At 52.7% G+C, this 15,344-nt stretch carries 28 protein-coding genes and 2 tRNA genes; 18 read left to right on the top strand and 12 right to left on the bottom strand.

The features are described from left to right. Positions 1-12: 12 nt before the first annotated feature. The 8 genes from WCX72_RS09920 to WCX72_RS09885 all read right to left on the bottom strand — a co-directional run bounded on the left by WCX72_RS09920 (position 13) and on the right by WCX72_RS09885 (position 5,914). Positions 13-1,677: a terminase TerL endonuclease subunit gene (locus WCX72_RS09920; protein WP_345969631.1), complete on the bottom strand. Its 1,665-nt coding sequence runs from the start codon at positions 1,675-1,677 to the stop codon at positions 13-15. Next, a complete protein-coding gene (locus WCX72_RS09915; protein ID WP_345969630.1) occupies positions 1,670-2,251 on the bottom strand; it encodes a P27 family phage terminase small subunit in 582 nt (193 codons plus the stop codon). The genes WCX72_RS09920 and WCX72_RS09915 overlap by 8 nt, the downstream gene beginning before the upstream one ends. A 77-nt stretch (positions 2,252-2,328) precedes the next feature. Next, on the bottom strand, positions 2,329-2,712 hold the full coding sequence (locus WCX72_RS09910) for an HNH endonuclease signature motif containing protein (protein WP_345969629.1): 384 nt from the start codon (positions 2,710-2,712) through the stop codon (positions 2,329-2,331). After that, positions 2,693-2,947, bottom strand: a complete 255-nt coding sequence (locus WCX72_RS09905) for a hypothetical protein (RefSeq protein ID WP_345969628.1) — start codon at positions 2,945-2,947, stop codon at positions 2,693-2,695. The genes WCX72_RS09910 and WCX72_RS09905 overlap by 20 nt, the downstream gene beginning before the upstream one ends. Then, positions 2,944-3,777, bottom strand: a complete 834-nt coding sequence (locus WCX72_RS09900; RefSeq protein ID WP_345969627.1) for a helix-turn-helix domain-containing protein — start codon at positions 3,775-3,777, stop codon at positions 2,944-2,946. Before WCX72_RS09900 ends, WCX72_RS09905 begins: the two co-directional genes overlap by 4 nt. Positions 3,778-3,793: 16 nt before the next feature. Further along, positions 3,794-5,134, bottom strand: a complete 1,341-nt coding sequence (locus tag WCX72_RS09895; protein ID WP_345969626.1) for a DnaB-like helicase C-terminal domain-containing protein — start codon at positions 5,132-5,134, stop codon at positions 3,794-3,796. Then, positions 5,131-5,391: a hypothetical protein gene (locus WCX72_RS09890; RefSeq protein WP_345969625.1), complete on the bottom strand. Its 261-nt coding sequence runs from the start codon at positions 5,389-5,391 to the stop codon at positions 5,131-5,133. Before WCX72_RS09890 ends, WCX72_RS09895 begins: the two co-directional genes overlap by 4 nt. A gap of 4 nt (positions 5,392-5,395) precedes the next feature. Continuing rightward, entirely contained in the window at positions 5,396-5,914 is a 519-nt protein-coding gene (locus tag WCX72_RS09885) for a phage regulatory CII family protein (protein ID WP_345969624.1), read from the bottom strand. Positions 5,915-6,060: 146 nt separating this feature from the next. On the opposite strand from WCX72_RS09885, the gene WCX72_RS09880 reads away from it, so the two are divergent. Together WCX72_RS09880 and WCX72_RS09875 are read left to right on the top strand one after the other, a co-directional pair. Next, the gene (locus tag WCX72_RS09880) at positions 6,061-6,546 is read left to right on the top strand and encodes a heavy metal-binding domain-containing protein (RefSeq protein ID WP_345969623.1); all 486 of its coding nucleotides are present in this window, start codon (positions 6,061-6,063) and stop codon (positions 6,544-6,546) included. Between the two features lie 204 nt (positions 6,547-6,750). Next, positions 6,751-7,053: an STAS-like domain-containing protein gene (locus WCX72_RS09875; protein ID WP_345969622.1), complete on the top strand. Its 303-nt coding sequence runs from the start codon at positions 6,751-6,753 to the stop codon at positions 7,051-7,053. Here the strand turns inward: WCX72_RS09875 and WCX72_RS09870 are convergent. From WCX72_RS09870 to WCX72_RS09860, 3 genes are read right to left on the bottom strand one after another with little or no spacing between them, the layout of a single operon-like run. Beyond that, entirely contained in the window at positions 7,050-7,880 is an 831-nt protein-coding gene (locus WCX72_RS09870; protein ID WP_345969621.1) for an ATP-binding protein, read from the bottom strand. The two genes, WCX72_RS09875 and WCX72_RS09870, sit on opposite strands and share 4 nt — an antisense overlap. A 4-nt stretch (positions 7,881-7,884) precedes the next feature. Beyond that, the gene (locus tag WCX72_RS09865; protein ID WP_345969620.1) at positions 7,885-8,481 is read right to left on the bottom strand and encodes a hypothetical protein; all 597 of its coding nucleotides are present in this window, start codon (positions 8,479-8,481) and stop codon (positions 7,885-7,887) included. Then, positions 8,481-9,290 carry a LexA family transcriptional regulator gene (locus WCX72_RS09860; RefSeq protein ID WP_345969619.1) on the bottom strand — a complete coding sequence of 270 codons (810 nt, stop codon included), beginning with the start codon at positions 9,288-9,290 and terminating at the stop codon, positions 8,481-8,483. Before WCX72_RS09860 ends, WCX72_RS09865 begins: the two co-directional genes overlap by 1 nt. 114 nt (positions 9,291-9,404) lie before the next feature. Between WCX72_RS09860 and WCX72_RS09855 the strand changes: the two genes are divergently transcribed. The 15 genes from WCX72_RS09855 (at position 9,405) to WCX72_RS09785 (ending at position 14,682) form a co-directional block, all read left to right on the top strand. Next, positions 9,405-9,668 carry a hypothetical protein gene (locus WCX72_RS09855; protein ID WP_345969618.1) on the top strand — a complete coding sequence of 88 codons (264 nt, stop codon included), beginning with the start codon at positions 9,405-9,407 and terminating at the stop codon, positions 9,666-9,668. Between the two features lie 320 nt (positions 9,669-9,988). Beyond that, positions 9,989-10,065 (top strand) — tRNA-Arg (locus tag WCX72_RS09850). Positions 10,066-10,069: 4 nt separating this feature from the next. Beyond that, positions 10,070-10,144 (top strand) — tRNA-Ile (locus tag WCX72_RS09845). A 164-nt stretch (positions 10,145-10,308) separates the two neighbouring features. Beyond that, positions 10,309-10,650 carry a hypothetical protein gene (locus WCX72_RS09840; protein ID WP_345969617.1) on the top strand — a complete coding sequence of 114 codons (342 nt, stop codon included), beginning with the start codon at positions 10,309-10,311 and terminating at the stop codon, positions 10,648-10,650. A 129-nt stretch (positions 10,651-10,779) separates the two neighbouring features. After that, positions 10,780-10,998, top strand: coding sequence for a hypothetical protein (locus WCX72_RS09835; protein ID WP_345969616.1), 219 nt, complete (start codon positions 10,780-10,782; stop codon positions 10,996-10,998). Positions 10,999-11,101: 103 nt separating this feature from the next. Next, complete coding sequence (locus tag WCX72_RS09830) at positions 11,102-11,275, top strand: hypothetical protein (protein ID WP_345969615.1); 174 nt, start codon at positions 11,102-11,104, stop codon at positions 11,273-11,275. A 133-nt stretch (positions 11,276-11,408) separates the two neighbouring features. Further along, complete coding sequence (locus WCX72_RS09825; RefSeq protein ID WP_345969614.1) at positions 11,409-11,630, top strand: hypothetical protein; 222 nt, start codon at positions 11,409-11,411, stop codon at positions 11,628-11,630. After that, positions 11,615-11,893, top strand: coding sequence for a hypothetical protein (locus WCX72_RS09820; RefSeq protein ID WP_345969613.1), 279 nt, complete (start codon positions 11,615-11,617; stop codon positions 11,891-11,893). The genes WCX72_RS09825 and WCX72_RS09820 overlap by 16 nt, the downstream gene beginning before the upstream one ends. A gap of 103 nt (positions 11,894-11,996) precedes the next feature. Continuing rightward, positions 11,997-12,170, top strand: a complete 174-nt coding sequence (locus tag WCX72_RS09815) for a hypothetical protein (protein ID WP_345969612.1) — start codon at positions 11,997-11,999, stop codon at positions 12,168-12,170. Next, positions 12,167-12,904, top strand: a complete 738-nt coding sequence (locus WCX72_RS09810; protein WP_345969611.1) for a hypothetical protein — start codon at positions 12,167-12,169, stop codon at positions 12,902-12,904. Before WCX72_RS09815 ends, WCX72_RS09810 begins: the two co-directional genes overlap by 4 nt. Beyond that, positions 12,901-13,083: a hypothetical protein gene (locus tag WCX72_RS09805; RefSeq protein WP_345969610.1), complete on the top strand. Its 183-nt coding sequence runs from the start codon at positions 12,901-12,903 to the stop codon at positions 13,081-13,083. The genes WCX72_RS09810 and WCX72_RS09805 overlap by 4 nt, the downstream gene beginning before the upstream one ends. Next, positions 13,076-13,294 carry a hypothetical protein gene (locus tag WCX72_RS09800; protein ID WP_345969609.1) on the top strand — a complete coding sequence of 73 codons (219 nt, stop codon included), beginning with the start codon at positions 13,076-13,078 and terminating at the stop codon, positions 13,292-13,294. The genes WCX72_RS09805 and WCX72_RS09800 overlap by 8 nt, the downstream gene beginning before the upstream one ends. Positions 13,295-13,297: 3 nt before the next feature. Continuing rightward, positions 13,298-13,996 carry a hypothetical protein gene (locus WCX72_RS09795; RefSeq protein ID WP_345969608.1) on the top strand — a complete coding sequence of 233 codons (699 nt, stop codon included), beginning with the start codon at positions 13,298-13,300 and terminating at the stop codon, positions 13,994-13,996. A gap of 49 nt (positions 13,997-14,045) precedes the next feature. Then, complete coding sequence (locus WCX72_RS09790; protein ID WP_345969607.1) at positions 14,046-14,240, top strand: hypothetical protein; 195 nt, start codon at positions 14,046-14,048, stop codon at positions 14,238-14,240. A gap of 10 nt (positions 14,241-14,250) precedes the next feature. Then, on the top strand, positions 14,251-14,682 hold the full coding sequence (locus tag WCX72_RS09785) for a hypothetical protein (RefSeq protein ID WP_345969606.1): 432 nt from the start codon (positions 14,251-14,253) through the stop codon (positions 14,680-14,682). On the opposite strand, the gene WCX72_RS09780 is transcribed toward WCX72_RS09785, so the two are convergent. After that, positions 14,655-15,011 carry a hypothetical protein gene (locus WCX72_RS09780; protein WP_345969605.1) on the bottom strand — a complete coding sequence of 119 codons (357 nt, stop codon included), beginning with the start codon at positions 15,009-15,011 and terminating at the stop codon, positions 14,655-14,657. The two genes, WCX72_RS09785 and WCX72_RS09780, sit on opposite strands and share 28 nt — an antisense overlap. Positions 15,012-15,058: 47 nt before the next feature. Between WCX72_RS09780 and WCX72_RS09775 the strand changes: the two genes are divergently transcribed. After that, positions 15,059-15,307 (top strand): hypothetical protein, encoded by a 249-nt coding sequence (locus WCX72_RS09775; RefSeq protein ID WP_345969604.1) that lies wholly within the window; start codon positions 15,059-15,061, stop codon positions 15,305-15,307. Positions 15,308-15,344 lie beyond the last annotated feature (37 nt).

Raw genomic sequence — 15,344 nt, 5'->3', positions numbered from 1 at the left:
ATGATTATGCTTTTATACAGATCGTACCCCTCTGGTTTCGTAAATGCTCTCTTTCGGAGGCTCGAAGTTGCTGATGCGGGCGAAGGTATTGATCACTGCGGCGCAGCCGTCGATCTTGCGCGTGCGCTTAGACTTATCCGGCTTCACGTTTCCGTTGGCATCGGTGACGACGGTAAGGTTCGACACCATCCAGTTCATGACGGGGTTATCGTCGTGTGTCATCGTCCTGCTGATGATCGCGTCGCGGAAGGCGTACGTCGGTACGGAAATGTCGCGGAACCCCTGCCGGATCTGCACGAACCCTTCGAAGCTGGTCTCGTCTTCTATCTGGAAGACCATCTCTTTCGCCAGGTAGGCGTCATAGCAGATCTCGTCGATGCCTTCGTCTGTGATCTTCTGCATCATGTCGCGCTTGATGTACTTCTGGTTGATTGTCGGCCCGGGCGTCGCAGTAATGTGACCTTCCAATATCCACTTGCTCAGCGGAACACGCAGCTCCCGTTCTCGCTCGGCGATGTTGTCCTCCGGGATGTAAAAGTGTGTTTTGATATGGACCGTGTCGTCCGGCATGAGGTACGTGGCCCCGAGTGAGGTGAAGTCGTCCACACGGCTGAGGTCGAAGCCCAGCAGCTTTCCTTTCGCTGCTGACACATCGCGGTTTTTGTCCGCGCATGCCCTCCATGCCTCGAACGAGATGAAGTTCTCTGCAGCATTCACCCAGCGGTTGAGATCCTTAACGAGGAAGTTGTTGAGCGCCTCGGTCCGCGTCTTCGCCTCGTGCGCCGCAACGCGCATGTAGTCCCAGCTCTTTGATATACCGAGGTTAGGGTTTGCTTTTACCCATACCTCCTCATCGAACGGGTCGTCTTCAGGGTCCAGCTCTGCGACAAAGGCGAAATAGCTGTCGTCCTCGATCACGCCGTCGAGTACCTGCTTGGCGTACTCGTACTCCTGATATCCTGGCGATGCCGTATCGAACCCGGCTGTGGTGATGTAGAGCATCAGCGGCTGCAGGCGCGATCCCTGGGAGCTCTTCACGACCTCGATCATGCCGCGGTCCGGGTGCGCGTGGATCTCGTCGCCGATACCGAGGCCGACATTCAGCCCGTCATAGGACCTGTCATCACGGCCAAGCGGCTTGATAGTCGTGTCGGTCGGGTTGATGTGGATCGTGCTGTATGCGATGCGGGTCTCTTTGCGGAGATCGTCATTATAATCTACCATCTTCTCGCAGCCGGTCCAGACGATCTTTGCCTGTTCTCGCTTCGTTGCGAAGCTTACGATCTGGTTTCCCTTCTCAACCGTGAGCACTGATTCAGAGATACCGATGCCTGATGCAAGGATTGATTTTCCGTTTTTGCGAGGGATGAAGAAAAATGCTGTCGTGAAACGGCGAATCCACTGAGGCCTTCCGTCCTTTAAAAGCGGGCTACCGTCCTTCCCTGTGCGCTTTTTCTGCCATCCGAACAGGATGACGATAGCCTTTTTCTGCCAGCTTTCAAGAACGATAGGCTGCCCGGCCAGCTCCCCCTCGAAGTGGTGCAGCTTCTCAATGACAGCGACGTAGGCTAGGCCGAGCTTTTTATTAAATCGGATGTCGTCTCGCAGTCCAGACTCAACAGTCTTCAGGTCATTGGCATGGCGCTCGAATGTTTTTTCGTAATACGGCTTAGACATCGACATCCATATTGTTTATCGTACCGGCGATATCGAACAGGCTCTGGGTTCTTTTACCATCCTCCCCGTTAAAGTTGATCCCGAGCTTTTTACGGCTGGCTATCGACAGCCCCAGCTGCCCCGCAAGTGTGACGAGTGTCTTCTGCGTCATCTGGATCGCATTGAACAGCGGGTGGATGTATGCAGATCCTGTCTTTGAGCTGTAGGCTATCACGTCCTCATCGACCATCCGTTTCTCGAGGTCTAGGTATCGCTCATACGATTTTGCGTAGCTGACGATTAGCGGTTCGTCAACGGAACTGTAATGTTCTCCGAGTTCATTCTTCAGCTCGTCGATCTTCCGCATGGCAATCGGTCCGAGTATTTTTTCATGAGGTTTTGCAGGCGGCTTCTTCGAAACTTTTTCCAGAACTTCGCTGCGGGGCTCGTAAATAGGCCATCCCTCCTTTTTGGCTTTTTTGTTGATGGCGGTCGTGCTGCATCCGTATCGCTCAGCCATGGCAGCCTTGGTGGCAAACTCACCTGCGCGGTAGTCTTTTTCAAGTTTCTCCCAGTCAACAGGTTTACGCTTCAAGCCCTACCCCCTGCGAAATGGTTTTTGTAAAAAGTTGAGAGGGGCATCGGTCTTGGCGTGTCCGATCTGTAGGTATTTCATGCCCCCCTCCCATACTGTCTTTCATCGTTGGCTGTCTTCTTCGCATGGCACGAATGGCAAAGCGGCTGCAGGTTGTCTTTGTCAAGACGCTTCGACCAGTCGACCTCGATCGGGACAATGTGGTCGACGACATTGGCGGTCACCGTCAAGTCATGCTCAAGGCATGATCGGCATAGCCCGCCGGCATCGCGCATCACTTTTTCCCTGACCGACTTCCACGCTGACGAGTTGTAGAACCGTGTCGCTCTCGGATCGCGGCGGTTCTTGTCATAGTCGTCGTTGCGGCGCTTCACTTCGTCGCGGAGGTGATCATCGCAGTACCGTTCGTTGTACGGTACGAGCTTGTTACACCCGGGAGCGTTACAGACTTTTCGCGGCATCTTTCATCTCCATAGGTCCTATCCCGAATAGCATCCAGTTGACGCTGACACGTTTCTCGATGCAAAACCCGGTAACGGCATCGTACGGGATCCTATTCTTGTACTTCATGTTCGCCATCACCGCCGGCTCTATCTCCAGGGAGAAAGCAACATTCTTGTCGCATACCTTCCCGCCGATCTCATTCGACAGTACATCCTTCATCCGCTCGACCATGTCCGCAAAGGTGTTGTTCATCTTCCGCCCCCGTTGTCAAATCTGATCTCCCCGGCCCGCAGCTTTTCGACGAACCGTGCGTCGCTGAACTGGAACTGCTCTCCGCTCTCTGCCTGGAACACATCGCCGTTTCTGATGCCGGATATCTCCCTACCTTCATCCAGCACCAGCACCATCTCCCTCGGAAGGAAGCTCAGGTACATCTCATTTTCGATGAAGGTGGCGAGTCCGACGATATTTTCACCTGAGACGACCCCCATCGTGTAGCGCTTGTACGCAACAGCCAGGTCGCGGATGCCGATGAACTCCTTCACGGTCAGGTATGCAGCGTAAACATTCTGCTTCGACCCGAGATACTTTTGAGCGCCTGACAGTCTGAGCTCAGAGTAAACAGCATTGAACAGTCCGTCATTCGCAAAAGATGACGATGATGCTGACGGAGTTTCTGGTGACGGTTCATCATGACGGTTACATGACGGTTCGTATGGTACTTCAGTTTCTGAAGTCTGGTACTTCAGTTTCTGAAGTGTGGGTACTTCAGTTTCTGAAGTGTGGCATGGTTCAGTTTCTGAAGTGTGGTTCTCTGGATCCTGCAGCACCCAGTACCCGTTTGATGCATTGCTTCCAGATTTTCTCTTCCGATGTTCACGCCTGACAAGTCCCATGTCTTCAAGCCGCTTCAGCACGCCGGAAAGCGTCGCCTGGGACACGCCTGTTTTGCGCATAATCGTCTCCCATGACGGCCAGCAGTATCCTTCATCAGAAGCATTGTCGGCAAGCGCCAACAGCACCAGCTTGTCCGATTTTTTAACGTCGGCGTTCCACGCCTTCTCCATCAGCTTTACGCTCACTTTTCCCGTCCTTATTTCAGATTGTCGGCATGCTGTAGCTGCCTGCCCCATACTCGTGCACTACTTCCGGGAATGAACCAAAGCGGCCGGTCGGTCCGTTAAACTTCGTCAGTGCGAATCCTGACTCCCCGTCGCGGTTCTTCGGCACGATCAGCTCAGCGTCGTTCGTCGGCGCCTCGCGCTGGTTCTCGCTGCGCTGGTAGTAGCTCTCCCGGTGTGGGAAGATGATGACATCAGCATCCTCCTCCACCGCGCCGCTGTCGCGCAGGTCTGAAAGCATCGGCCGTTTGTTCGATCGCTGCTCGTTCGCCCTGTTTAGCTGGCTCAGGAGCACGACGACTATGCCGTACTCCTTGGCGATCTTCTTCAGCTCCTTGGTGATATCGCTGACCTCCAGGTCGTCGCGCTGCTTCCCGGGGCGCTTGATGTAGCGCAGGTGGTCGATGAACCAGTACTTTATATTCCGGTTGCGCCGCAGCTCACGCTTCGCCCTGGCACGCAGCTGGGCGATGGTGATGTAGCTCGCATCGCGCAGCACGAAGTTTTTGGTGTCGAAGAATGCCTCGGCCTCCCTCACGGCTTCCAGATTACGGCATACGCCATGCTTTAGGTCACTGATGGATTCGCCTGACTTCGCGGCGATCAACCGCCGCATAAGATCTTCTCCCGGCATTTCCAGCGAGTCGAAGTAGACGCCGTGCCTGCTCTCAAGCGCGTGGATCGTCATATTGACGGCCAGGGCTGTTTTCCCCATCGACGGTCGCGCGCCGACTACGACAAGAGATCCCGGCTCGAACCCGCCTATCAGATCGTCAAGCGAACTGACACCGCTGTAAAATAGCCGTTGCTCACCTTTCTGTGACGCCGCGGCGAACTTCGTGCGGAACCCGGAAATAAAGTCATGCGTCCCGTCCTCACGGACCATGCCCTTGTCGGCGATGTACTCCAGGCTATTTACACATCCTCCTATGATCTCGTCCGGGGCTGCGCCTTCCTCCTCTACCATGCGTTTGATATCGGTCGTCAGGGACAACAGTGCACGGTTCTGCGCCTTCTCTTTGATCTGCTCGATGTAGGCCGATACGTTCGAGATGGGATTCGCGGACAGTATCGCCATCATCGCTTGCTCGTCGAACTTCCCTTCGCGGGCCAGGCGCGTGCGGATAAACTCTTCGTCTACGGGCTTATCGTCGCGGGCAAGCGCTGAAATGACTTCGAATATGTGCTGATGCGCCGGCAGGTAGAAGTCCTCCGCGCTGAGCATGCCGGCGATCTCCTCGATCTGCTCAGGCTCGAAGATGACAGAAGAGAGCACCGCCCGTTCGAAGAAGAGGTTATAGAGTCGTTCGTCCATCATGCTGAGGCCAGTGGATCGTATGGCCACTTACTGCGGTCTGGGTCTAGATAGTAAACCTTGTATTTTCCCCCTCGTTTTGAAGGCTCATCCCTGCGGAGGATTGGCCAATCGTCATGTCCCAATTGGCTGATCTTGTTCCGTAAATTAAACTCTCGCCACAGATCTGCTGCATCCGACTGGCTAAGTTCATTCCCTGCAGCAAGGTATTCAAGAACCGTCTTCATCATGCCGTGGTATCGTTTCATACGTCCGTTCATGGCTCTACTCCTCTTCGTGGGGTTGTTTCGCCTGTTCGATCATATTTTCGAATGCCTTGATCTGCCGCCTGGCTTCGTAGGCAATCCTCGCGAGCTCTTCGGCTTCGAGGTCGTCGATGACCCCGTCGTTGTGCAGCGAGGTCAGGAACTGCTGTGACAGGTCGCCTGCCAGTGCCGCGATCTGCAGCAGCTCGTCGCGGACGTCGTCGTGCGATGCGGCCGCCTGGGCCTCTGTCACGAACACGCCGCCGGCCTTTTTGGCGAGCGCGTCCATGATCGGCCTGGCATCAGGCCCCAGCTCCTCGATAAGGACGACAAGCTGGTCGATTGATAACGGTTTAGGTTTATATGGGTTGTATGTCGTATAATTAAGTGCAGAAGAGAGCTGGATGTGGTCGTTCGGCCCGTTGTATCCGAGCAGCGGGGCAAAGTGCTGCCGCTCAGAAACAGAATGCCTCTTGCCGAAAAGCTGCATCGCTGCGATCACGGATTTGTAGATGAATGGGTGTTTCGGAAGTGCCATTTTTGGCTCCTTTGAGTCCCGATATCTGAAGAGCAGCACCTCAAAGGGTTTCCAACTGCTGCTCAGATAAGGGTGTTGGAATACATAATAATAGACAATTGTTTAGTCTATTGTCAAGTATATTTCATTTTTTGGAGGAAAATTGTATGGCAACATGCAAAAGCTGCGGCAAAGTAGTAAGTGTTCTTGATATGGTGGATGGGCTTTGCAAAGAGTGTCAGTCGCCGGATGTCTTCAACGAAATAGCGCTGAAAAAAGAGCGCGAGGCAGAGCTTGCCGCAAATGCAAACGCCGTAAACTCGATCATGCTCACAACCGAAATGGCTATCTCCGACCAGGTTGAGACAAGACTCGGCATGGTGACGGCGCAGCGCATCTACGGTATCAACATCATCAAGGATCTCTTTAGCTTTGTACGCGACATCGTAGGCGGGAGAATCAACTCGCTGGAGCGTGCGCTCTCCGACGCCAACAGAGATATTCATAAAGAACTGAGAGAAAAGGCTTATCTCGCCGGGGCCGATGCCGTCATAGCGGTTAAAATTGAGCACACCTACAACAACAGCAACGCAGGAAGCATCTTGTCAGTTTTTGCTACCGGGACAATGGTGAAGCTCAAAAATGACAGCTGAACCATGGTACGGATCCCCCTCGCCGACGCATGCCGTGAAGAGTATCATTTCAGAACGTAGGCTTGTAGAGGAGAAGTAGAATTATTGTTGCATTGCGCAGCTAGTGACAGCGTTTAAGCATTAATGATGGTAAATGATGACTATACTGTTTGTGTATCTATTCTACACTTTGGTATAATCACGCCACCAAAAAGGAGTGATCCGATGAGCATCGTAATCAACGTAAAAGTGGAAACCGGTGGTTTTGACTTTATTGGTTCTCGCGGTGCCGGTGAAATCATCAGGGAGAAAATGAAACCTGTGCTCGATGCCGGTGAAGAAGTTACACTTGACTTCGTAGGCGTCGACCAGGTGACACAATCCTTCATTGATGAATTTTTCGGGATTTTTATCCGTGCGTTCGGCATCGAGTATATCCGTGGAAAAGTGAAACTGGTCAATGCAAAGGATGGGATTAAAAATACCATCAACTTTGTAATTAAATACTCAAAAGAGCGTAGCGCCTAACTATAGAAGTCCTCGTCTTCCCCGAGGTCTTCCCCCCATAAATATGTGTTCCTGAAGTAATCCATATCATGGTTGATTTTCGCTTCGTCAAACTCGAAAGCGACAATGACGCCCTTCCACGGAACATCAAGATCAATCATGTCAAATTCCCCGTTATAGCGCATCATAGCCCCATTCGAAATGACGACAAACTTCCCGCCGGTTTCCAGCATGATCTGGAGCATTGCATAGAGACCAAATCCTGCATTTTTAGCAGCTCCATACATTGTCTGCCTGGTGGAAGTGACGCCTTTGTTGAACGCTCTGACTATCGCATCAAGCTCGCTGCTGACATCATCGTAATTTAGTCTCATATTTTCAAGGAAGCCAACACCCCTGTCGGCAACCACGAACTGGATATGCCTTCCGCTCGGAAAGTATTGCGCCATTGTGTACCCGCCGACAGCAGAGTGGGCATGGTCAGCAACATTATTCATCAGCTCTATAAAAAGGTACTGCAAATAATCCTTCAGGTCCTTTTTGTCCTCGGGCTTGAGCGACGGAAAATTTTTAAGCATGATATCAGTGGTGTGCAATGATATTTTCTCAATTCCTGCTCTTCCGATGATTGTTTCTATCGGGCTATAGGTAGCATTGGTACGATACTCGCCTGTTATCATATTCTTAATATAGTCGTTTCCGATTGTGACAGTCAGCCCGTTATCGTTCTGGTATGCCCGAATCATCGCCGCATAAATTGGTTCGCACCATCCCTGAAAGGGGAAGCTCGTATTTTGCCCCTGGAAGAGGTGTAAATGATGCTCTATATTATCGATCCCTATTCCCATTATGCTACTCTACCTCCTTCTTCATCATCTGTTCCATCTTCTTCCGCTGCACATACTGCACATACCGGTAAAAGAAATTCGCCTGCGCCCGGAAACGAAAGGTGATCGACTGCTCCCATGTTCTGACATCGCCGTTGTCATTTCTGATCTGGTAAAGCAGCACCTTTTTTTTCAATACCCCACCCAGCTTCACCTCATAAACGCTATCTACAAGGTCGGTCTCTACCCCCTTCATGGTCATAATGTTCTTCTCCAGTGAAACCTTCGTCATGGAATAATGACCGGCCAGCTTGTCGATTGCGAATATAGAAGACACGACACCCAACGACAGGAACAGTGGAAAGAACAGCATAAATGACAGGTCGTTCTCTATAGCCTTCGATACGCCCTCGGCCGCGTACACTGACGGGAGTACAAATGAAAATGCAAGCACGTAGTACAAGATCTCATAGAGCCTGTAGTTTGTGATGGCCTTGAAGTCCTTCATCCCCTTTGTGTCGAGGTGGGCCTCCTCAAAATAGGAGAAGAAATAGGCATTCCCATGCAGCTGGTTCACCGTCGGTCCGTTGTTCGTTGTCCCGTTCTGGTTGAACGCAGGCATCACAGCTTCTCAAAATGGCCGATGACGCGGCCGATGACTTTGCAACTGTCCATGTCATCCTCCCCGAGCTCGATATCATCGACATCGACGTTATCGCTGATCAGGCGCATTACTTTTGTGATGGGGTTGCGTCTGACGCGCTTCACCAGGAGAACATCGCTGCACATGATGACGTAGATGGCGCCGTCGTGTATCCGGGAACCCTCGTTCTCAAACGGGTTCACGAACAGCAGCTCACCGCTCATGATCGTCGGGGACATGCTGTCGCCGGTGGCGTTGATGATGTGCATGCCGGCAAACTGCTCCAACCCAAAATGACTTCGCAGAAACGACCGTTCAAATGCTATGGGGGTCGAAATAGCCGCCTCTTCATTGTAGGCCCCACCGCCTGCGCTGGCATACACATCGCCGAAATAGTCCATGGCAACCATCCCAGTACCGCTTTTCTTTGGTATTTTAAGCATGCCGGTAGCATCTTCTTTTAGCATCATTGGATCTCCGCCGAAATGAGCATCACCGTTTATCTGATTGGCGTAATTGGCGCCATTATTCTTGGTATCGTTCATTGTAAATACGGCACCGTTACTCACGCGCTCGCCCGTCTCAATGTAAATAATTTCCTTCGGTGTGAACAGACCCTGCAATTCCCTTCTGAAGGACTTCGGCATCTTCTGAGCTCCACCCCCACGTTCATAGCGACTGATCTGTGTTACATCCTTATCAACAGTCTGGGCAATTGTCTGCTGTGTGATCTCTTTTTCTTCACGCAGTTCGCGGAGTCTCTCACCCCATTTTTCAGGATTGTTCATACTTTTCCTCTATAGCCTTGACAATTAACTTGACAATTGTCTATAATGGCTCTATTCGTTTACGTTTTCATAACGATAACAATTATAGCGAAGACAATGAAAGGTTTGCAGGAAATGACGTTTAACACCACGCTCAGCCTTTGGGAAAACATCAAGTCCGGGCTCTGGGCTTCAGGGCGCACGCCGGAGCAGATGGCCAACGAGCTTGGGACGACGCAGGGCAGCATCAAGACAGCCATCGGAAACCGGTTCAAGCGTAAGGGCAAGACCCCGCCGCTGCATAAGAGCGTCTTCGACTACCTGGAAGAGCACTGCATCGGCTTCAGAGAGTACGCCGAAGAGAACGACATCACCGTAGCTTCAATCGATCCGGTCTAGGCCGGTTCCGTTGAGCCTATGGCTCGCCCGATGATCCGGCGCGGCTGCGCGCCGCTTCGTCACCCAGGACAAGGATGCGTTATCCACGTCCGCCCCGCGCAGCGATGCGCCGCATCATCCGAACGCGAAAGCCCACCCGCTAAGACCGCGCGAAGATGCCGACCGGAACCAGTGCGGCCCTGGCTTGCAGCCGCAGCGTGAAATGAAGCAGCCCGGAGAAGCCCAGAGCTTTCACCGCTTCCGACGTAAAAGAAAACCATATCACCACAAAGGAAATCCTCGTCGTATGAGTTAAGTAGTCGGAAGCGTTGAGAGCTCATGTGACCGTAGCTCAGCAGGATAGAGCACCGGATTCCTAATCCGGAGGCCGCCGGTTCGAATCCGGCCGGTCACACCAACACTGGCAGATAACTCAGCGGTAGAGTCCCCGGCTCATAACCGGATCGTCGCGGGTTCGATCCCCGCTCTGCCAACCACAAAGAGCTTTCCGAGAAACCGGCCAACCCACCAATATCGTGCTTTAAATTTTACACGGCGCGCGGACGGGCCGCCTGCCGAGGCCGCCGGCTTCTCGGAGAGTTCGACGAGTGTCTAAATATTGGTAGGGCCCTGCCCATATCAAATACTCAAAAGGGAAGCCATGAAGACGGTAAAAGTCGACAAAGACAACTTGCTCAAGGTATTGCGTGAAAACCGCGAAAAGCACCAGGTGGAGTTTGATCAACTTTGGGGAGAGTTCCAGACAAAGATCAAAGACGAAATCACCCGGATCAGCATGATTGATGAATACGATGACGTCCCCAGCATTCAAGCCATCAAGCCTGAATCGTTTGTCAAGGATTACGACGAGGTCATCGGCATGCTCGAGTTCTCGACAGATACCGAATTCGACATCACACAGGAAGAGTATAAGAAATACGTGCTCAATGAATGGGACTGGAAGCGCACGTTTGATTTCATCAAAACATCTTACGGGTATTAACCACGCCGCCCCCGCGGCGGCCAACCACGAACCGCAAAAAGAGACCATGGGGACACCCCTTCGTTCTCCTCCTTAACACACACTCCCCGTGGTCTCCTTTTGCGGTTTCGCCATCACAAGGAAAAAGTCATGACGAAAAAAGAGCACAGAGAAAGCCTGCAGCGCATCTATGATTCGGTGCTTTTCGCATACGAACAAACTGTAAGAGATCGCAGATCTGCCTATCGCAGATATGTGAAATATAAGCATGGAGATACGGTCGATTTTGGCGAGTATCTGTCAAGTCGCAGTGCATGTTTCTGGCTGGTCAAGTCGCTCAAACAGATCAAGCGCGAGCTGGCGGCATGAAGCCCCGCCTCGTCACCCTGCTGGGGCCGGGTGGGGTGCCGGAAAAACCGAACGCGAAACGGCTCCCCATCCGCTTCGCCGCACAATCAAAAAAGAGGAAAGCATGACATGTCAGGCATTCAACATCATCAACAACGACATCAGGGCAAGAAGGGCGCTGCACCGCAGCATGGCCGCAGGGGAGGAAGCCGCGATGCGCAGGACGCTGGCGGAGACTACCGCCATGCTAAAGGCATGCGGCATCAGCTGTACCGGACCGACCGGCGCCCGGGGCTGAGGGTCACAAAAAAGGCGCACTACATTGATGAGGCTGCAGCTCGTTGTGCTGCGGAAAGATATCGCGCCATTAACGCGAGGCTATGCGGGCTTATTCCGCAACCCATCACGCTGCCGGAAGTATGGTGGCTTTAATGAAACCCCTATACCTCACATGCCCGTCCGACCAGTTCGCCGCGGCGCCATGCAGCGAAGAGCACACCACTAACACCGCCGCCGTCAAACTCGAAGCCAGGAACTGCAAGGTCTGGCTCAACGACGCCGGCCGCTGCAGCGTGCAGCAGTTCGGGACCGCCCGGCAGGCCCGGGCCAAATATGAACAGATCAAAAAGGAGATCGGATGGTCAAAGTCGTAACGACAATCGAACAGTTCGAAAGAGAAGTAAAAAGGCTGTGGGTGCGCTTTGGATATGCGAATGAAGAGCGTAGCTGGTTTTCAGTTTCTATCAATTCAATCTACAAGCACAAAGTCATATCAGTAAATCCGATGAATTTGGATTGCCCAAAAATGTCGCCCAGCAAAGCTCAAGGAGTAGGAGAAACATTTGTACAAGCACTGACCAACTGCCTTATCGCAATTGAGAAAGAGTTTGAACGTCTCAAAAAGGAGGGATCATGAAATCAACCATCATTAAAAAAGAACTCGCCCGCATCCTGGCGACCAACTCCGCCGAAACCGTCGCGCAGTTCGCGCAGCGGCTCAAACGGGCAAAGGTACTGTCATGAGAGTAATTCAAAACTGGATCTTCGAACTTCAGCTCCTCGATGCCCGCCGCAGATACGCAAGTACCCGGGGCACCCGCATAAAATGCGCGCTGGCCCAGATGCTCCTGCTGCTCGTTCCCGTCCTGGTCGTGTCCATCATCACGGCGGGGGTATTGGGAGTGGTCCCATGACGCCGAAAGAAGCCTGGGATTCCTATGCGGCATCCTGCAAAAAGGCGGGTATCAAACCGGGACCGTACCGCAACCTCCTCGAGAACGAGGACGAACCAAAAAAGAAGCGCCGCGACGGCATCGCCGCGGCGAGCGCACAGCAAAGGAAAGAGAATATGGCAAAGCAAAAGAGACTCGGCAACCTCGAGATCGCCGAAGCCCTCGGCATCCGCCTCGACCAGGTGGGCCCTCTCAAGGATCTCGCCGGCATCAGCCGCCAGGGCCCCATCATGGAGAGCAGGCTAGAAGAGCTCCGCAAGTACCTAGACGCCCTGCCGCCGATGCAGCAGGAAGAGCAGCCGCAGACCGGCCCATGGCCCGCCGGGAATGAGTTCATGGACGAGCAGACGGCCATGGAGGTACACGGCAACTTCATCAACCATGACGATGCTTCTGCTCATCCTGAACCGCCCTACAGCATTGAGGAGCATAAAGACGGCGAGGAAGATTGGGAGCGCATCGCCGGCTATGAAGACACAGAGCACTGCGAAGCAGCCATCATTGACGCTCAGCCCATCGAGGTACCGGAAGGAACTGCATTCGCTGAAGCAGGGCTGGAAAATACATTCGTGCTGTCGAAGGGTCAGATCCTCGAGATCATCGCCGCGGCAAAGGAAGAGGCACGCGCTGAGATCGTCATGCCGCAGAAGCTCAATACCGGCGACGTCATGCCCTTCGTCAAGGCGACGGCATGAAACAGATCCGCATCATATCCTGCAGCGACCCGATGATGTGGTACGCGGACCACATCGGCGAAATCTTCCCCCTCATCCGTGAAGAAGGCGGCAGCTACCTCACACGGGAGCCGGCCGGGTACACAAACGTTGTCAGGTTGGCAGACGCAGAGATCGTGGAGGATGAAGCAGATGCATGACTACCCCCAAAACGGTGCCTACAACGACGTCGGCTACCGCATCAGGAAGATCGCGTCCGAGCAGGGCATCGACGCCGCCCGGGAAGCGATCGGCAAGAGTGACCTGTCCGACGATGAGCTGAACACATGCCTCGATATCGTCAACGGCATGGAAGATCGCTTGGAAAGCGCCATGGCCGTCGACGGAGACATTTCTGACTTCGGGAGCTGAGCGATGAAACCCTACACCCCAACACCAGAAATCGCAAAAGGACTGCACGAAGGCCGGATTACGATGCTGTGTGAGCCGTTGATACCGCAGCCTCCTGAAGGACATGAAACTCCTAAAATAATTGATGGAGTTCTTTCTTTTTATGACCATGTAAATTTCAATATCTTTAGAACTATCCCACCATTCAAAGCAGGTGACTTGATCTTTGTGCAGGAAGAGTATGCCCTTACCAACTTATTTAATGCTGTCGCTGTTGCATCAGATATCAATGATGAATGGTCTTCTCATCAAGTTGATAAACATTTGATTTGGTACAAGGCAGATGGAGAGCAACTATTACCAGAAGGGCTTACATCTGGCGAGTTCCTTTCGGCAAGAGGGGATTGGCGTCTAGCAGATTCAATGCCGAAATGGGCATCACGCATCCATCTGCAAGTCGCAGACGAACAGCCCATCATCAAGCGCTTGTGGGATTTGACGGAGGATGAGGCTGTGGCGTGTGGAGTATTTAAGACAAAACAATGGGCCCTCTCCAGACAAGATTTTATCGAATGGTTTACTGTTGATGAAAAGCGAATGTGGGAGCATGCATGGGAATCTTTTATGGACGGCATTTGGCAACCACGCTTCGCCGGAACTGAATACGACTACGCGAATAATCCGTGGGTAGCACTTACGAAAGTCAGAAAGGACAAAGTATGAAATATGAAGAATATACACTTGCATTTGGTTCTAATGAAGAGGTGATGGGATGAATAAAATTGATATTGTATATGTGAGATGGAAAGATGGTGTTATTGCTTGCCCCATTTTAAAGGAACTTGAGAACGACGAACTTATGATATCAGTAATGAATAGCAGGCAAATTGTAAACCGGAATGAAGTAAATGTTATACCAGAAATTTTCGATGGTATGGCTCATTTTCAATTGAGTGAATCTGAATAAAGGATAGTAAATGAAACCCCAATCCTACAAAGACTACATCCCCAAAGGCGCCCGCGTCCTGCATCTCGTCGTCACTCAGCACTGGTTAGATAAGATTGCGGAAGGACGGAAGCCTGAAGATTTTCGGAAGATTTCGTCGCACTGGATACAAAAATTGTTTATATGGAACTCAGGTCTGAAAATTTTGAAATCTGAGGCAAAGCAACTGGAAAAGGCCGGCATTGAGTATATTCTCAAGCACTGCCGCTTTCAGGAATACGATTACGTTGTTCTTTCTGTAGGCTATAAAACCATCCGCCCGCAGATCATCAGCAAGTGGGGTGGCACACGGATCACCGTGGCAGGCGAGCAGACTGACCTCGGCGTCGGTCGATTCTTCGCGGTGGACGTTTCGGACGTCCTGCATGTTTTGAATTACGAGAACCAATCCGGCCGCCGGTGAACGTACCGCAAAAACGTCCGCTCCCCCAGGAGCCTCCTGCGTAAAGCACCCACCATGATCACCGTCAGGCTGTACCTGGTCGCTACGGCCATCACCGCCGCCTCGCCGTCCGGCGCATCACCCCACCTTACCCCCGCCAGCATCCGCTCCCGCTGATGCTCCGAAATGTAGAACCGGCACCCGTCCGGGTCGAAGTAAACGTACCGCATCCGGTTGTGCCTCACTGGCACCCCGTAGGTATCCACCCTCCACACCCCGCGCAGCAGGCGCAGCTTGGCAGTAAGTACATCGTCGCCCAGCAACGGCAGATCATCGCCTTCCAGTTTCATGCGTGCGAGTGTAGCTGTTTTGAAAATCCACCGAAGGAAATATTGCAATGCAGTCCAGAACCGAATCCCTCCTCGAAAACGTCGCCAATGTCATGAGCGGGCTGCTGCTCAGCGCGTTCGTCGTGCAGCCGTTGGTGTTCCCGCTGTTTGGCGTCACGCTCAACGTCGGGCAGAACATTACCATCGCCGTAGTGTTCACCATCGTCAGCATCGCCCGCGGGTACCTGTGGAGGCGCTACTTCAACAAAAGGACGATGCGGCGCTTCGCGCACATGTTCGAAGGGAGCCATTCATGAGCCAAAAACCAACAAGACCGCCACTCAGGTACCACGC

Source organism: Thiomicrolovo immobilis (assembly GCF_039645955.1).
Lineage (GTDB): Bacteria > Campylobacterota > Campylobacteria > Campylobacterales > Sulfurimonadaceae > Thiomicrolovo > Thiomicrolovo diazotrophicus.
Note: the sequence above shows the minus strand (reverse complement) of the source record. Positions and strands in the feature narration are given on the sequence as shown.

What these genes read in the sequence shown, in the direction of transcription:
- WCX72_RS09885 (WP_345969624.1), bottom strand. Translation starts at nt 5,914, where the DNA reads ATGGCACTTCCGAAACACCCATTCATCTACAAATCCGTGATCGCAGCG.
- WCX72_RS09890 (WP_345969625.1), bottom strand. Translation starts at nt 5,391, where the DNA reads ATGAACGGACGTATGAAACGATACCACGGCATGATGAAGACGGTTCTT.
- WCX72_RS09820 (WP_345969613.1), top strand. Translation starts at nt 11,615, where the DNA reads ATGGTCAAAGTCGTAACGACAATCGAACAGTTCGAAAGAGAAGTAAAA.
- WCX72_RS09805 (WP_345969610.1), top strand. Translation starts at nt 12,901, where the DNA reads ATGAAACAGATCCGCATCATATCCTGCAGCGACCCGATGATGTGGTAC.
- WCX72_RS09830 (WP_345969615.1), top strand. Translation starts at nt 11,102, where the DNA reads ATGACATGTCAGGCATTCAACATCATCAACAACGACATCAGGGCAAGA.
- WCX72_RS09815 (WP_345969612.1), top strand. Translation starts at nt 11,997, where the DNA reads ATGAGAGTAATTCAAAACTGGATCTTCGAACTTCAGCTCCTCGATGCC.
- WCX72_RS09865 (WP_345969620.1), bottom strand. Translation starts at nt 8,481, where the DNA reads ATGCCTGCGTTCAACCAGAACGGGACAACGAACAACGGACCGACGGTG.
- WCX72_RS09810 (WP_345969611.1), top strand. Translation starts at nt 12,167, where the DNA reads ATGACGCCGAAAGAAGCCTGGGATTCCTATGCGGCATCCTGCAAAAAG.
- WCX72_RS09780 (WP_345969605.1), bottom strand. Translation starts at nt 15,011, where the DNA reads ATGAAACTGGAAGGCGATGATCTGCCGTTGCTGGGCGACGATGTACTT.
- WCX72_RS09910 (WP_345969629.1), bottom strand. Translation starts at nt 2,712, where the DNA reads ATGCCGCGAAAAGTCTGTAACGCTCCCGGGTGTAACAAGCTCGTACCG.
- WCX72_RS09870 (WP_345969621.1), bottom strand. Translation starts at nt 7,880, where the DNA reads ATGGGAATAGGGATCGATAATATAGAGCATCATTTACACCTCTTCCAG.
- WCX72_RS09905 (WP_345969628.1), bottom strand. Translation starts at nt 2,947, where the DNA reads ATGAACAACACCTTTGCGGACATGGTCGAGCGGATGAAGGATGTACTG.
- WCX72_RS09785 (WP_345969606.1), top strand. Translation starts at nt 14,251, where the DNA reads ATGAAACCCCAATCCTACAAAGACTACATCCCCAAAGGCGCCCGCGTC.
- WCX72_RS09825 (WP_345969614.1), top strand. Translation starts at nt 11,409, where the DNA reads ATGAAACCCCTATACCTCACATGCCCGTCCGACCAGTTCGCCGCGGCG.
- WCX72_RS09895 (WP_345969626.1), bottom strand. Translation starts at nt 5,134, where the DNA reads ATGATGGACGAACGACTCTATAACCTCTTCTTCGAACGGGCGGTGCTC.
- WCX72_RS09790 (WP_345969607.1), top strand. Translation starts at nt 14,046, where the DNA reads ATGAATAAAATTGATATTGTATATGTGAGATGGAAAGATGGTGTTATT.
- WCX72_RS09835 (WP_345969616.1), top strand. Translation starts at nt 10,780, where the DNA reads ATGACGAAAAAAGAGCACAGAGAAAGCCTGCAGCGCATCTATGATTCG.
- WCX72_RS09860 (WP_345969619.1), bottom strand. Translation starts at nt 9,290, where the DNA reads ATGAACAATCCTGAAAAATGGGGTGAGAGACTCCGCGAACTGCGTGAA.
- WCX72_RS09855 (WP_345969618.1), top strand. Translation starts at nt 9,405, where the DNA reads ATGACGTTTAACACCACGCTCAGCCTTTGGGAAAACATCAAGTCCGGG.
- WCX72_RS09880 (WP_345969623.1), top strand. Translation starts at nt 6,061, where the DNA reads ATGGCAACATGCAAAAGCTGCGGCAAAGTAGTAAGTGTTCTTGATATG.
- WCX72_RS09795 (WP_345969608.1), top strand. Translation starts at nt 13,298, where the DNA reads ATGAAACCCTACACCCCAACACCAGAAATCGCAAAAGGACTGCACGAA.
- WCX72_RS09920 (WP_345969631.1), bottom strand. Translation starts at nt 1,677, where the DNA reads ATGTCTAAGCCGTATTACGAAAAAACATTCGAGCGCCATGCCAATGAC.
- WCX72_RS09775 (WP_345969604.1), top strand. Translation starts at nt 15,059, where the DNA reads ATGCAGTCCAGAACCGAATCCCTCCTCGAAAACGTCGCCAATGTCATG.
- WCX72_RS09875 (WP_345969622.1), top strand. Translation starts at nt 6,751, where the DNA reads ATGAGCATCGTAATCAACGTAAAAGTGGAAACCGGTGGTTTTGACTTT.
- WCX72_RS09840 (WP_345969617.1), top strand. Translation starts at nt 10,309, where the DNA reads ATGAAGACGGTAAAAGTCGACAAAGACAACTTGCTCAAGGTATTGCGT.
- WCX72_RS09800 (WP_345969609.1), top strand. Translation starts at nt 13,076, where the DNA reads ATGCATGACTACCCCCAAAACGGTGCCTACAACGACGTCGGCTACCGC.